This is a genomic window from Streptomyces sp. NPDC096132 (assembly GCF_044763345.1).
Taxonomy (GTDB): domain Bacteria; phylum Actinomycetota; class Actinomycetes; order Streptomycetales; family Streptomycetaceae; genus Streptomyces.
In genome coordinates this window covers 1-12,209 of record NZ_JBIWGA010000055.1, presented here as the reverse complement: position 1 = coordinate 12,209, position 12,209 = coordinate 1, and the positions used below count along the sequence as shown (strand labels likewise).

Here is a 12,209-nt window from a genome sequence, read left to right as displayed (position 1 = left end):
CAGAGCTCCGAGCAAGGAGAGACCATGACGTCCTACGAAGCCGTACCGCACCCGGCCCCGAGAACCCGCCGGAGTTCCCGCACCCCCCGGGCAAGCCTCGCCGTCCTGTGCACCGCCCTCACGCTCACGCTGGCCGCGTGCGGCGGAGGCACCGGCACCACCGCGGGCGGCAAGAGCACCGGCGGCACCAAGGTGGCCGGCGACACGCTCACCGTCGCCGAGCAGCAGGCCCCGCCGTCGATGAACCCCGGCAGCCTCGACCTCGGCTTCGTCGACTTCACGATGCTGTCCTACGAGTCGCTGTTCCACCTGTCCCCCGAGGGCACCGTGGAGCCTGCGCTCGCCAAGTCCTGGGAGTACGTGGGCTCGGGCAACAAGGAGCTGTCGGTCACCCTGCGGCCGGGCGTGAAGTTCGCGGACGGCACACCCGTGACCGCCGAGGCCGTGAAGGCGTCCCTGGAGTACGCGAAGAGGGCGCAGGGCAACCAGGCGCACTATCTGACCGACGCCACCATCGAGGCGACGGGCGACCTGACGCTGACGATCAAGCTGGCCGCGCCCAACCCGATCCTCCCCACGCTGCTGACCCAGTCGTACGGCATCGGCCAGATCATCAGCCCCAAGGGCCTCGCCGACGCGGCGGGTCTGACGCCGACGAAGACGAGCCAGGGCGCCGGGCCCTACGTCTACGAGCCCTCCGACAGCGTGGCGGGCGACCACTACACCTACACCGCCAACCCGAACTACTACGACAAGTCCCAGCAGAACTACAAGAAGATCGTCATCCGGATCGTGCAGAACGGTCAGACCGCGATCAACGCCATGAAGACCGGCCAGGTCGACGTCTACAAGGGCGACTACACCTCGGCGGCCTCGGCGAAGGCGGCCGGCATGACGACCGTCGGCCTCCCGGTGATCCTCCAGGGGCTGAGCCTCATCGACCGGGAGGGAGAGGTGTCCAAGCCGCTCGGTGACGTGCGGGTGCGGCAGGCGATCAACTACGCCATCGACCGGGAGGCGGTCACCAAGGCCCTGCTCGGCGACCAGGGCACGCCCACGGTGCAGACCGTGATCAAGGGCGGCGACGGCTACTCGGAGGAGCTCGCCGACCGCTACCCCTACGACCCCGCCAAGGCGAAGAAGCTGCTCGCGGAGGCCGGCTACCCGGACGGATTCGAACTCCCGGTGCTGGCGGCCACGTTCGTCGGCTTCGACACGATGGCCGAGGCGATCGCGGGCCAGCTGTCCAAGGTGGGCATCGAGGTGAAGGTCTCCGCGATGACCAGCATCACCTCCTTCGTGGAGAACCAGACCAACCACAAGTACCCGGCGGTCTCGGGCGGTTTCACGGAGGAGCCCATGTACCTGGAGGGCCTGGACCTGTTCATGCCCGGCTCGAAGGTGTTCAACGGCTTCGGAAGCAGCTCCCCGGAGCTCACCGAGCTGTTCGACAAGGCGGCCGCGGCGGAGCCGGCGGAGCGCGTCGGCCTCGACCGGCAGATGCAGGAGTACCTGGTGGAGAACGCCTGGTTCGCGCCTGTCGCCTTCACCCCGGTCAACTACTACGTCCGGCCCGGCGTCGGCGGGGTGAAGGTCAGCGCGGGTGCCCCGTTCGCCAGCCCGCTGGCCTTCTACGCCACCAAGTAGGAGGCAAGATGCACAGGATCCTCTTCCGCTGGCTCCTGGGTGCCGTCCCCGTGGTGTTCGGTGTCTCCGCCCTGACGTTCGTGCTGACCAGCCTGGTCCCGGGCGACCCCGGCCGGACCATCCTCGGCGCGAACGCGAGCCCCGCCCAGGTGAAGGCACTCGACGCCGAGCTCGGCCTGGACCAGCCCCTCCCCGTCCGCTACGGGGACTGGCTGACCGGCGCCCTCCACGGCGACCTGGGCGATTCCATCACCTCGGGCGTGCCGGTGAGCGACCAGCTCGGCTCCCGTCTCGGGGTCACCCTCTCCCTCATCGGCGGCGCGATCCTGGTGGCCGCGGTGGCGGGTGTGGCCCTCGGCGTCCTCAGCGCGCTCAAGGGCGGACGGCTCGGCCGCGCCGTGGACGGCGTCGCCCTGGTCGGGCTGGCCGTGCCGAACTTCTGGTTCGGCCTGGTGCTGATGACGGCGTTCGCCGTGCGGCTGCCCGTCTTCCCGGCCACGGGATACGTCCCGTTCACCGAGTCCCCCGTCCAGTGGTTCCAGTCGCTGGTGCTGCCGGTGCTCACGCTCGGCGTACCGGCCACCGCCCCGGTGGCCAAGCAGACCCGCGACGGGGTGCTCACCCAGCTGGACCGCGACTACGTGCGCGTCCTGCGGGCGCGCGGCGTCCCGGAACGGTCCGTCCTCTTCCGGCACGTGCTGCGCAACGCGGCCGCGCCCATCGTGACCGTCCTGGGGGTGGTCGTGGTGACCCTGTTCGGCGGGACCGTGCTCGCCGAGACCCTGTTCGTCATGCCGGGGCTGGGCGGTCTCGCCGTGACCGCCGCCTCCACCCAGGACATCCCCATGGTCCAGGGCGTCGCCCTGGTCTTCACGGTGGCCGTGATGCTGATCAATCTGCTGATCGAAGTGGTGTACACGATGCTCAACCCGAAGGTGCGGACATGAAGGGCCTCGTCAAGGGCCTCGTCCGCAAGCGTGCCGCCCTGGTCTCCGCCTGCTATCTCCTCCTCGTCCTCCTGATCACCCTGCTGGCCGGCCCGCTCGCCCCGTACGACCCCGAGGAGCAGGACCTCACCGCCGCGCTCGCCGGCCCGAGCGGCGCCCACTGGCTGGGCACCGGCGAGCTGGGCCGGGACGTGCTGAGCCGGCTGATGCACGGCGGGCAGATCACCCTCCTCGGCGTGGTGATCACCCTGACGGTGTATCTGACGATCGGGGTCCCCGCCGGCATGGTCGCGGGCTACCGGGGCGGCTGGTTCGACCGGTTCGTCCTCAAGAGCGCCGACCTGGTCTCCGCCGTCCCCGTCATCATCGTGCTCCTGGTCGTCCTGTCGGTCTTCACCAACGACGAGAGCGCCGCCATGGCCGCCAACGGCCTGCTCGGGGCACCCCTCCTGGCCCGGGTCGTGCGCTCGGCCACGCTCGGCGTCAAGGAGGAGCTGTACGTCCGCGCCGCCGTCGCCGGCGGGATCCGCGACGCGGTCATCATCCGCCGGCACGTCCTGCCCCGGGTCACCGGAGTCGTCCTGGTCCAGGCGTCCGTGTACGGCGCCTACGCCGTGCTCCTGGAGACCGGGCTCGGCTTCCTCGGGCTGGGCACGACCCGGGCCAGCTGGGGCAACATGATCGCCGAGGCGTCGAAGAACATCGGCACCGATCCCTGGCTGCTGGTGCCGTCCGGCGCGATGATCATCAGCTTCATCCTGGCGCTGGGCCTGCTGAGCGACGGCCTGCGCGACCTGCTCGCCGAACGGTACGCGCCCCCGGCCGACCGGCCGCCGTCCCGCAGGCGCGCCGCCCGCGAGGCCCTGCTGAAGGCGCCCAGGGCACTCACGCCGGTGGCCGAACCCGCCGAGGACGCGCTGCTGTCGGTCCGTGGACTGACCGTCGCGCTGCCCATCGACGGCACGCCGACGGACGTCATCCGTGACGTGTCGTTCGACCTGCGCGCCGGTGAGGTGCTGGGCATCGTCGGCGAGTCCGGCTGCGGCAAGACCGTCACCGCGACCTCCCTGCTGGGCATGCTGCCCGCGGGCGGCGCGATCACGTCGGGCGTCATCCGCTTCGAGGGCGCCGACCTGGCCCACGCCGACGCGGAGGTGCTGCGCCGGGTACGGGGCCGCCGTATCGGCTGGATCTCCCAGGACCCTTTGTCCAGCCTCGACCCCTCCTTCACGGCCGGCGCCCAGGTGGCGGAGGCCGTACGGATCCACACCGGGTGCACCCGCAAGGAGGCCCGGCAGCGTGCCCTGGAACTCTTCGCCCGGGTGCGGCTGCCCGATCCGGCCCGGGTCGCCGCGAGCCATCCGCACCAACTGTCGGGCGGCATGGCCCAGCGGGTCGGCATCGCCGCCGCACTGGCCGGCGACCCCGCGCTGGTGATCGCCGACGAGCCGACCACCGCGCTCGACGTGACCGTGCAGGCCGAGATCCTCGACCTGCTGCGCGAACTGCGCAGCGGCGGCACCGCCGTCGTGCTCATCACGCACGACTGGGGTGTGCTGGCCGACCTGTGCGACCGGGCCGTGGTGATGTACGCCGGCGAGGTCGTCGAGGAGGCCGAGGTCACCGCGCTGGTCACCGCGCCGGCCCACCCGTACACGGCCGGGCTGCTGGGCTCCGACCCGCATCACGCCGTACCGGGCGAGCCGTTGCCCGCTGTGGAGGGCGCCGTGCCGCCGCCGGCCCAGTGGCCGGTCGGCTGCCACTTCCAGAACCGCTGTCCCAGGGTGACCGACGCCTGCCGCGAGAAGCCGGTCGTCATCTCCTACCTCACGTCCCTGGAGCGCTCCACGCGGTGCATCCGGCCCGCCGAGCTGATCGGAGAAGCGGCCCATGACTGAACACACCACGCTCCTGCGGGTGCACGACCTGGACGTCTCCTACCGCCGCTCCGGTCGGCGCGGCGGCACGGTGCACGCCGTACGCGGTGTCGATCTCACGGTGCGCCGCGGGGAGACCGTGGGGCTCGTGGGCGAGTCCGGCTCCGGGAAGTCGAGCATCGGCTCGGCGGTGCTCGGGCTGGTCCCCGCGACGGGCGGCTCCGTCGAGTTCGACGGCGCGGACATCACGCGCGGTTCCCGCGCGGAGCGCCGGCTGCTGGCCCGCCGTATGCAGGTGGTCTTCCAGGATCCGTACGGCTCGATGAACCCGGCCCACACCGTGGGCGACACGCTCGGCGAGGCCTTGCGGTACAACCTGGGGCTGCCCGCGGACGAGATCCGGGAGCGGGTGCTACGGGCCCTCGACGACGTGGGGCTGCCGCCCGGCGCGGCGCGGCGTCACCCCGCGTCCTTCTCCGGCGGCCAGCGCCAGCGCATCGCCATCGCCCGGGCGCTGGTCATGGACCCCGAGTTCGTCGTGTGCGACGAGGCGGTCAGCGCGCTGGACCTGTCCGTGCAGGCCCAGGTGCTCAATCTGCTGGCCCGGCTCAAGCGCACCCGCGGCCTGAGCTATCTGTTCATCTCCCACGACCTGGCCGTGGTGCGCCACCTCAGCGACACCATCGTCGTCCTGTACGCCGGCCGGGTCGTGGAGCGAGGTCCGGCGGCGCTGGTCGCCGACCGTCCCTCCCACCCGTACACCCGCGCCCTGCTGGCGGCCGCGCCGGTCCCGGACCCGGTGGTCCAGAGGCGGCGCCAGGCCGAGCGGCGCCGGGCTGCCGCGGCGGCACCCGCCGTGGGCCGCGCCGGCGACGGCTGCGCGTTCGCACCCCGCTGCCCCTTCGCCCAGGACATCTGCTGGACGGCCCGGCCCGCACTCGTCGACCGCGACGGGGTCGCCGTGGCCTGCCACCGCTCCGACGAGACAGCCGACCACCGGGCATGACGCCTCTCCCTTCAAGGACCTCGATGACGACCACCGCCCCCGCCTCCCCCGACATCGCCTCGCTCCTCTCCGACGGCACCCACCTCATCGCCGGGGAGTGGGTCCCCGCCCGCTCCAAGGCCACCCTCGACGTGGTCGACCCGGCCACCGGCACCGTCCTGGCCCGGGTCCCGCGCGGCACCGCCGAGGACGTCGACGACGCCGTACGGGCCGCCGAGGAGGCGCTGCCCGCCTGGCGCGACACCAGTCCCGCCGTGCGCGGCGAACTCCTCTACCGCTGGGCCGAGTTGGTGCGCGAGCACGACGACGACATCAACCGCCTGGAGGCGAGGGAGGTCGGCCATCCCGTCGGCCCCTCCCCCATCGCCGCGCGGCTGACGTACCTCGCCGGCAAGGCCGACAAGGTGTTCGGCGACACCCTGCCCACCCGCTCCCCGGACGTCCTGGGACTGACCTTGCGCGAGCCGTACGGCGTGGTCGGCGCGATCATCCCCTGGAACGCGCCCGGTCCCATGACGGTCTTCAACACCGCCGCCCCGATCGCCGCGGGCAACACCGTCGTCCTCAAGCCCGCCGAGGACGCCCCGCTCACCGCCCTGTACCTGGCCCGGCTGGCCCAGGAGGCGGGCCTGCCGCCCGGTGTGCTCAACGTCGTCACCGGGTACGGCTCCGAGGCCGGCGCCGCCCTGCCCGCGCACCCCGGCATCCGCAAGATGAGCTTCACCGGCTCGCCCGCCACCGGCACTGCCGTGATGGAGGCCTGCGCCCGCAATCTGATCCCGCTCCAGCTCGAACTGGGCGGCAAGTCCCCGCAGATCGTGCTGCCGGACGCCGACCTCGCCCGGGCCGTGCCGGCGATCGTGCGCGGCATCGTGATGAACAGCGGTCAGGTCTGCGCGGCCGGCTCCCGGGTGCTGGTCCACTCCTCCCTCCACGACCGGCTGGTGGAGGCCCTGGCGGAGAGCTTCCGCGCGGTTCGGGTCGGACTGTGGGACCAGCCGGTGGACATGGGCCCGCTGATCAACGCCCGTCAGGAGCGGCGGGTGCTGGACTACCTGGCCCTCGGCCGGGAGGAGGGCGCCGAGGTGGTCGTCGGCGGCGGCAAGCTGACCGGAGCGCCGTACGACGACGGGTACTTCGTCGAGCCGACGCTGTTCGACCGGGTGCTGCCCGGGATGCGCATCGCCCAGGAGGAGATCTTCGGCCCGGTGCTGTCCGTCCTCACCTACGAGGACGAGGAGGAGGCGGTCGCCGTCGCCAACGGCACCCGGTACGGCCTCACCGCCACGCTGTGGACGCGGGACGTGGGCCGGGCGGTGCGCCTCGCCCGCCGGGTCCAGGCCGGGCAGGTCGCCGTCAACACCCTCGGCGACGGCGGACCGGCCGGGGCGATCGGCGCGCCGTTCGGCGGCTACAAGCACAGCGGCTTCGGCCGCTCCATGGGCCCCGACTACCTGGAGGACTGGACCCAGGTGAAGGCGGTGGTCATCAACGCGGCCTGATCGGCTGCTACGCCCGCAGGGCGGCGAGCACCCCGCCGTCGACCAGGATGTCGACGCCGGTGAGGAAGGACGCCTCGTCCGACAGGAGGAAGGCGACCACGGCGGCGAGTTCGTCGGGGCGCCCCTCCCGGCCCAGCGGTGTCCGTTCCACGAGCGCCTTCATCGAGGGGTGGTGCTCCGCCTCCTGCCGCCCCTGCGGCGTCGCGACGATGCCGGGCGACACCGAGCACACCCGGGCGCCGAGGGGTCCGACGCGCACCGCTTCGCGCCGCACGAAGCGCTGGACGCCGCGCTTGGCCCACGCGTAGGCCACGCCCGGGTCCTCGGCGGACGGCCCCAGCGCGTCACGGAGGCGGTCGGGGAGGGCGGGGTGGAGCGGTTCGCTCAGGGCCGCCTCGGCCGCCGGGTGCGGTTCCCGGGGGCCGAGCATCGCCGACATCGAGCTGAAGCACACCGTCGCCGTCCCCGTGGTGACGAGCGGGCGGAGCGCCTCGGCGAGCAGGGCCGTGCCCACGAGGTCCACCATGAGGATGCGGCGCCAGTCGGCCATGGTGGGTGAGATGCCGGCGACGTGGGCGACGGCCCGGAGCACTCCGGACTCCGCGGCGCGCCGGGCGAGTTCGGCCAGGCCCTCGCGGTCGGTGATGTCGAGCACGAACGGTTCCACGACGGCTCCGTGCCCCGTGGCGGACAGTTCGTCGGCGGCGGCGGTCACGCTCGCCCCGTCCCGGTCGACCAGCAGCAGCCGGTCGACCATGCCGGTCAGCCGCCGCCCGCACGCGAACCCCATGCCCCGGCCGGCGCCGGTCACGATTCCCACGGTCGCCATCCGCGCCCCCTCCTGATGTTCATGACGGTTTTCGGCCGGTCGCCCAGTACCGCTCCAGGACCGGCTGGAGCGTGCGGGTCACGAGTTCGATGCGCGGCCCAACCGGGCCGCGGTGGAACGCCCAGTGCGGGGTGCCGTCGGGCCGTACGCCCAGGGCTTCGCGGACATGACCGCGCCGCGTCAGCTCCTCGGAGTCGGCCGCCACGTCGTCGGACCAGTAGCCGAGGTGGTGGATGCCGGAGTCGGCGGCCTGCCACAGGGTGCCCGGGACGCTCCGGACGAGCTCGATCCGGGGCGTGGACCGCGAGTACAGGGACCTGAGGTCGAGGACGGTCCGGCCGGCCGGAAGCACGACGGACGCCGGAGCGCCGATCTCCTCGCACCACTCGTATCCGGCGGCGGCCGACAACTCGGCCGCCGCCCGTGGGACGTCGTCGACGACGAGGCCGATGTGGAACTGATCCGCCGACCGCACGGGAGAGGCCTCCTTCTGTTTCACGAAAACGATGTTCTCGCTCACGGAAACAGAATTCTGACACCGGTGGCCGGGAGACACAATGGCGCGGGTGCGCGCACCCGTCATGCCTGCTGTGGCTGTTCCGGCATCGGCCAGCCGGTCCGTGGACCGGCGCTGCGCGCGTCGGCGGGCGGGTTCACGGCCTCGATGTCCCGGCCGGCCACCTCCACCAGCTGTCGGCCGAGGTCGCGCAGGGCACGGCCCGCCGCCAGTTCGTCGCCGATCTCCGGTACGGCCGTGTCCTCGGGGTTGCGGTGCGCGGCACCGTGGCCGGTGAGTTCCGTGCTGCCGGTGTTCAGCACCACGCGTGCGCTGGTTTCGTCCTCGTCCTCGAAGAGGTAGAGACGCAGCTTCCATTCCACGGTATGCGGCATCGTTCTGCTCCTCACTCGGTACGGGCCGCCGGGGCCCGGGTGCGGTGCGCTCACCGTCCTTCCAGCTTCGTACGAGACCGAGGCAGCCGCCACGGCCGACTCGAGGGACCAAGGACCTGTCCGGTTTGGGCCCTTCGGCCCATGACGGGCGGGCGGACGGGGACCACGGTGAGAGTGGGCCGCCGAGACCACGGGCGCGAGACCCGTGCCGGGTGGCCGCGGAAGCGGGTCCCCTGAAGGGAGGCAGGTCCGGTGTCCGTACGTGAACTCGACACGCCGACCGTGACAGCCTTGGTCGAAGACGCCACGGCCGCTCCGTCCATGCACAACGCGCAGCCGTGGAGATTCCGATTCCTCCGCGGTGACAGCGCCTTCCAGATGTACGCGGACCTCGGCCGTGCCATGCCGCATGCCGACCCCACCACGCGCGCCCTTCACCTGGGGTGCGCCGCCGCCCTCTTCAACCTGCGCGTCGCCGCCGCCCACGCGGGCTGGGCCACGGCCGCCGAACTGCTGCCCGACCCGGCGAACCCGCTCCTGCTCGCGTCGGTACGGCTGACGAGTCCGGCGCTGTCCGGGAAGGGCCCGGAGGCCGATCTCGTCCCGCTGTACCCGGCGATCCGCCGCCGCCACACCAGCCGTCATCCGTTCACCGACGAGGAGATACCAGGGCCCCTCAAGGACGCCCTCCGCGCCGCCGCCCTCCTGGAGGGGGCGCGGCTGGTCTTCCCCGACGCATGGCATGTGCGGACCCTGCTGGACCTGGTCCACGACGCGGAGGGGCGCGACGCCCTGGACACCGCGGCCTCCGAGGAGCTGAGGCACTGGACCCGCGTGGGTCCGGCGGCGGAAACGGCGACCGACGGGATACCTGGGTACGCCTTCGGCCCCCGCAAGCGGTTCGGCAGGGCGCCCGTGCGTGACTTCGCCGCCCGGCTGCCCGTTCCCGGCCGTGAGTCCGCCGTGTTCGAGAACGCGCCCCGGCTCGCCGTCCTGGGCACCACCGGCGACCGGCCGCGGGACTGGCTGCTCGCGGGCCAGGCCATGGAGCGCGTCCTGCTCCAGGCCACCCTCGACGGACTCGCCACCTCGCTCACCTCCCAGGCCCTGGAATGGCCCGAACTGCGCTGGACGGTGCGCGATCCGCGGTCGGCGATGGCCTTCATCCAGATGGTCCTGCGGCTCGGCTACGGCCCCGCGGGCCCCGGCACGCCACGCCGCCCCGTGCACGAGGTGCTCGACATCGAGTGAGCCCTGGGGGGTCCCGTGTGGATCTTGCCGGCGCCCACAAGACACCCCCTGGTCCCGCCCTCCGGCAGGGGCCGGTCGGACCCCTGAAGCGCACCGTCCGGCCCTGTCCCCGGCGGCAGGGGGTTGCGGAGAATCGAGGCTGTGGGGGGACAGCGCGCGGCCGCGGGCCTCCGGCCGGCTGTCGCGCCGGACCCGGGAGGTGCGTCATGACCGGCCCCCTCGTCGTCGGACTCGACGGCTCGCCCGGCAGCGTGACGGCCGCGTGGTGGGCCGCCGACGAAGCCGCCCGCAGACGGCTGCCCCTGGTCCTGCTCCACTCGTGGACCACGCAGCCACTCGATGTGCCGATCCCGCAGGAGGCCCTGAGCAAACAGCGGTACGGGCGCAACCTGCTCCGTCAGACGGCCGCGGAGTTGCTGCACCGCCACGGCGATCTGGCGGTGACGACGGAACTGGTGCGGGACGCGGCCGCCCCGGCCCTGCTCGAACGCGGCGAGAACGCGTCCGTACTGGTACTCGGGTCGCGCGGCCACGGTTCGATGGCGAGTTTCCTGCTCGGATCCATCAGCCTGCATGTGCTGGGCCTCGCTCCCTGCCCGACGGTCACCGTCCGGGCCGGCGATCCCGCCGTCGAGACGGGCTGGGGTCACCCCGCCGCGGCGGAACGCGACGAGGTGGTGGTCGGGGTGTCGGAGCCGGGGCCGGCGAGCGATGCGCTGCTGGAATTCGCCCTCGTCACGGCGGAGTCGTACGGCGTCGGTGTACGCGCGGTGTGGGCCCGGCCCCACAACACGCCGCACTCGGCGCCGCCCGAGCCCGCCGACGGCCGCCGCGAGCCGGCGGGACGCACCCGGCTCACCGCGGCCGTGGACAGGTGGCGCGAGAAGTTCCCGGACGTCCCCGTCACGCAGGAGGTCGTCACGGAACCTGCGGCGAACGCCCTGCTGTCCGCCGCCACGCGCGCCCGGCTCACCGTCGTGGGGCGCCGCCACCGTCCGTCCCACCTGACGTGGAAACTCGGCCCCGTCGCCCACGCGGTGCTGCACCACGCTCCGTGCCCCGTCGCCGTCGTACCGCACGACGCGGACGGGTGACGCCCGGGGCTCCGCTCACCTGTGCGGGACGACGGCCACGGGGCAGCCGACGTGCTGGAGCGCCGCGTGGGTGACGGGCCCGGTGCGGGGGCCGACCGGGCGTTCGGCGAGGCGGTGGCCGACGACGAGGAGGCTCGCTCCGGTCGCGGCCCGGACGAGTGCGGTCGTGGGCCTCTCCTCCACCACCGTGGCCAGGACCTCCACGTCGGGGTACTTGTCGCGCCACACCTGGAGCACGGCCTGGAGGAAGCCCAGCCACTCCTCGCCCCGCTCCGGGTCGTCCACCCGGCCGATGTCGCCGGAGCCGAGGCCGAGCGGGCCGGCGGCCGTGTGCCAGGCGTGCACGGCCCGCAGCCTGGCGTGCCGCAGCCTGGCTGCCTCGAAGGCGAACTCGACGACCTCGTCACAGGGGTCGCCGACGTCGATCGCGAGCACGACGTCCCGGTGGCCGGTGTCCGTCGAGGCGCTTCCGTCGCCCGCCGGCAGGTGTTCGTCCGCCGCCTCCTCGCCCGCCCGGACGAGGACGACGGGACGGGTGGCCCGCGCGACGACGCCGAGCGCCACGGATCCCACGAGGAATCCGGTGAAGCCGCTGAGGCCGCGCGAGCCCAGGACCATGACGTCGGCCTGGTCCGCCGCCTTCACCAGGGCGTCGACCGCCGGGCCCGCCGGCTGCTCGTCGGTGAGGCGGACGTCGGGGCACTCGGCACGGACGCGTTCCTCCGCCCGGCGCACGGCACGGCGGGCCAGGTGCCGCCGGGCGGCGTCGGCGATCTCGCGCTCCTGCCGGCGGGGGTGCCGGTCCCAGGCGTGCACCAGGTGCAGCGGTCGGTCCCGTCGCCCGGCCTCGCGGGCCGCCCATGCGGCGGCGGCCAGGCTCTCGGCGGAACCATCGACTCCGGCGACAACGGGCGACAGCATGTCGGCACCTCCAGCACTCGGCCTGTCTTCCGGTACCAGCCTCGCGGCGCGTCGGCTGCGGGGGCAGAGGCCACCCGGTCCCTCTCCGGGGACCGCCCGGCCTCGTCATCCCGGCAGGACGAGCCGGCAGCTGTCCCCCGGTGGTACGCGGACCGCTCGGTCCGGGAGGCGGATGTCGATCGGTGAGCGGTCGGACGGCGGCACCGTCACCTCCAGCGCTTCGCGCTCCAGGCGCAGCCGTACG

General features: G+C 73.3%; 11 protein-coding genes. 7 read left to right on the top strand and 4 right to left on the bottom strand.

All coding sequences use genetic code 11. The features are described 5' to 3' along the window. The first annotated feature begins 24 nt into the window (after positions 1–24). Genes ACIRF9_RS50650 through ACIRF9_RS50630 form a run of 5 tightly spaced genes read left to right on the top strand, consistent with a single transcriptional unit; the run spans position 25 to position 6,979 of the window. Positions 25–1,647, top strand: coding sequence for an ABC transporter substrate-binding protein (locus tag ACIRF9_RS50650; RefSeq protein ID WP_403837199.1), 1,623 nt, complete (start codon positions 25–27; stop codon positions 1,645–1,647). Between the two features lie 8 nt (positions 1,648–1,655). Beyond that, positions 1,656–2,594: an ABC transporter permease gene (locus tag ACIRF9_RS50645; protein ID WP_403837198.1), complete on the top strand. Its 939-nt coding sequence runs from the start codon at positions 1,656–1,658 to the stop codon at positions 2,592–2,594. Further along, on the top strand, positions 2,591–4,492 hold the full coding sequence (locus ACIRF9_RS50640; RefSeq protein ID WP_403837197.1) for a dipeptide/oligopeptide/nickel ABC transporter permease/ATP-binding protein: 1,902 nt from the start codon (positions 2,591–2,593) through the stop codon (positions 4,490–4,492). The genes ACIRF9_RS50645 and ACIRF9_RS50640 overlap by 4 nt, the downstream gene beginning before the upstream one ends. Further along, positions 4,485–5,477, top strand: a complete 993-nt coding sequence (locus tag ACIRF9_RS50635; protein WP_403837196.1) for an oligopeptide/dipeptide ABC transporter ATP-binding protein — start codon at positions 4,485–4,487, stop codon at positions 5,475–5,477. Before ACIRF9_RS50640 ends, ACIRF9_RS50635 begins: the two co-directional genes overlap by 8 nt. Positions 5,478–5,500: 23 nt before the next feature. Beyond that, the gene (locus ACIRF9_RS50630) at positions 5,501–6,979 is read left to right on the top strand and encodes an aldehyde dehydrogenase family protein (protein ID WP_403837195.1); all 1,479 of its coding nucleotides are present in this window, start codon (positions 5,501–5,503) and stop codon (positions 6,977–6,979) included. A gap of 7 nt (positions 6,980–6,986) precedes the next feature. On the opposite strand, the gene ACIRF9_RS50625 is transcribed toward ACIRF9_RS50630, so the two are convergent. The 3 genes from ACIRF9_RS50625 to ACIRF9_RS50615 are packed head-to-tail and all read right to left on the bottom strand — an operon-like array spanning position 6,987 to position 8,699. Continuing rightward, positions 6,987–7,808: an SDR family oxidoreductase gene (locus ACIRF9_RS50625; RefSeq protein ID WP_403837194.1), complete on the bottom strand. Its 822-nt coding sequence runs from the start codon at positions 7,806–7,808 to the stop codon at positions 6,987–6,989. A 19-nt stretch (positions 7,809–7,827) separates the two neighbouring features. Continuing rightward, positions 7,828–8,328: a VOC family protein gene (locus ACIRF9_RS50620; RefSeq protein ID WP_403837193.1), complete on the bottom strand. Its 501-nt coding sequence runs from the start codon at positions 8,326–8,328 to the stop codon at positions 7,828–7,830. A 59-nt stretch (positions 8,329–8,387) separates the two neighbouring features. Further along, entirely contained in the window at positions 8,388–8,699 is a 312-nt protein-coding gene (locus tag ACIRF9_RS50615) for a DUF1876 domain-containing protein (RefSeq protein WP_403837192.1), read from the bottom strand. A gap of 252 nt (positions 8,700–8,951) precedes the next feature. Between ACIRF9_RS50615 and ACIRF9_RS50610 the strand changes: the two genes are divergently transcribed. Together ACIRF9_RS50610 and ACIRF9_RS50605 are read left to right on the top strand one after the other, a co-directional pair. Next, positions 8,952–9,950, top strand: a complete 999-nt coding sequence (locus ACIRF9_RS50610) for an Acg family FMN-binding oxidoreductase (protein ID WP_403837191.1) — start codon at positions 8,952–8,954, stop codon at positions 9,948–9,950. A gap of 206 nt (positions 9,951–10,156) precedes the next feature. Then, entirely contained in the window at positions 10,157–11,044 is an 888-nt protein-coding gene (locus ACIRF9_RS50605) for a universal stress protein (RefSeq protein WP_403837190.1), read from the top strand. Positions 11,045–11,059: 15 nt separating this feature from the next. Here the strand turns inward: ACIRF9_RS50605 and ACIRF9_RS50600 are convergent, their stop codons facing one another. Continuing rightward, positions 11,060–11,965: a universal stress protein gene (locus ACIRF9_RS50600; RefSeq protein WP_403837189.1), complete on the bottom strand. Its 906-nt coding sequence runs from the start codon at positions 11,963–11,965 to the stop codon at positions 11,060–11,062. Positions 11,966–12,209: the final 244 nt, after the last annotated feature.

What these genes read in the sequence shown, in the direction of transcription:
- ACIRF9_RS50650 (WP_403837199.1), top strand. Translation starts at nt 25, where the DNA reads ATGACGTCCTACGAAGCCGTACCGCACCCGGCCCCGAGAACCCGCCGG.
- ACIRF9_RS50645 (WP_403837198.1), top strand. Translation starts at nt 1,656, where the DNA reads ATGCACAGGATCCTCTTCCGCTGGCTCCTGGGTGCCGTCCCCGTGGTG.
- ACIRF9_RS50640 (WP_403837197.1), top strand. Translation starts at nt 2,591, where the DNA reads ATGAAGGGCCTCGTCAAGGGCCTCGTCCGCAAGCGTGCCGCCCTGGTC.
- ACIRF9_RS50635 (WP_403837196.1), top strand. Translation starts at nt 4,485, where the DNA reads ATGACTGAACACACCACGCTCCTGCGGGTGCACGACCTGGACGTCTCC.
- ACIRF9_RS50630 (WP_403837195.1), top strand. Translation starts at nt 5,501, where the DNA reads ATGACGACCACCGCCCCCGCCTCCCCCGACATCGCCTCGCTCCTCTCC.
- ACIRF9_RS50625 (WP_403837194.1), bottom strand. Translation starts at nt 7,808, where the DNA reads ATGGCGACCGTGGGAATCGTGACCGGCGCCGGCCGGGGCATGGGGTTC.
- ACIRF9_RS50615 (WP_403837192.1), bottom strand. Translation starts at nt 8,699, where the DNA reads ATGCCGCATACCGTGGAATGGAAGCTGCGTCTCTACCTCTTCGAGGAC.
- ACIRF9_RS50605 (WP_403837190.1), top strand. Translation starts at nt 10,157, where the DNA reads ATGACCGGCCCCCTCGTCGTCGGACTCGACGGCTCGCCCGGCAGCGTG.
- ACIRF9_RS50600 (WP_403837189.1), bottom strand. Translation starts at nt 11,965, where the DNA reads ATGCTGTCGCCCGTTGTCGCCGGAGTCGATGGTTCCGCCGAGAGCCTG.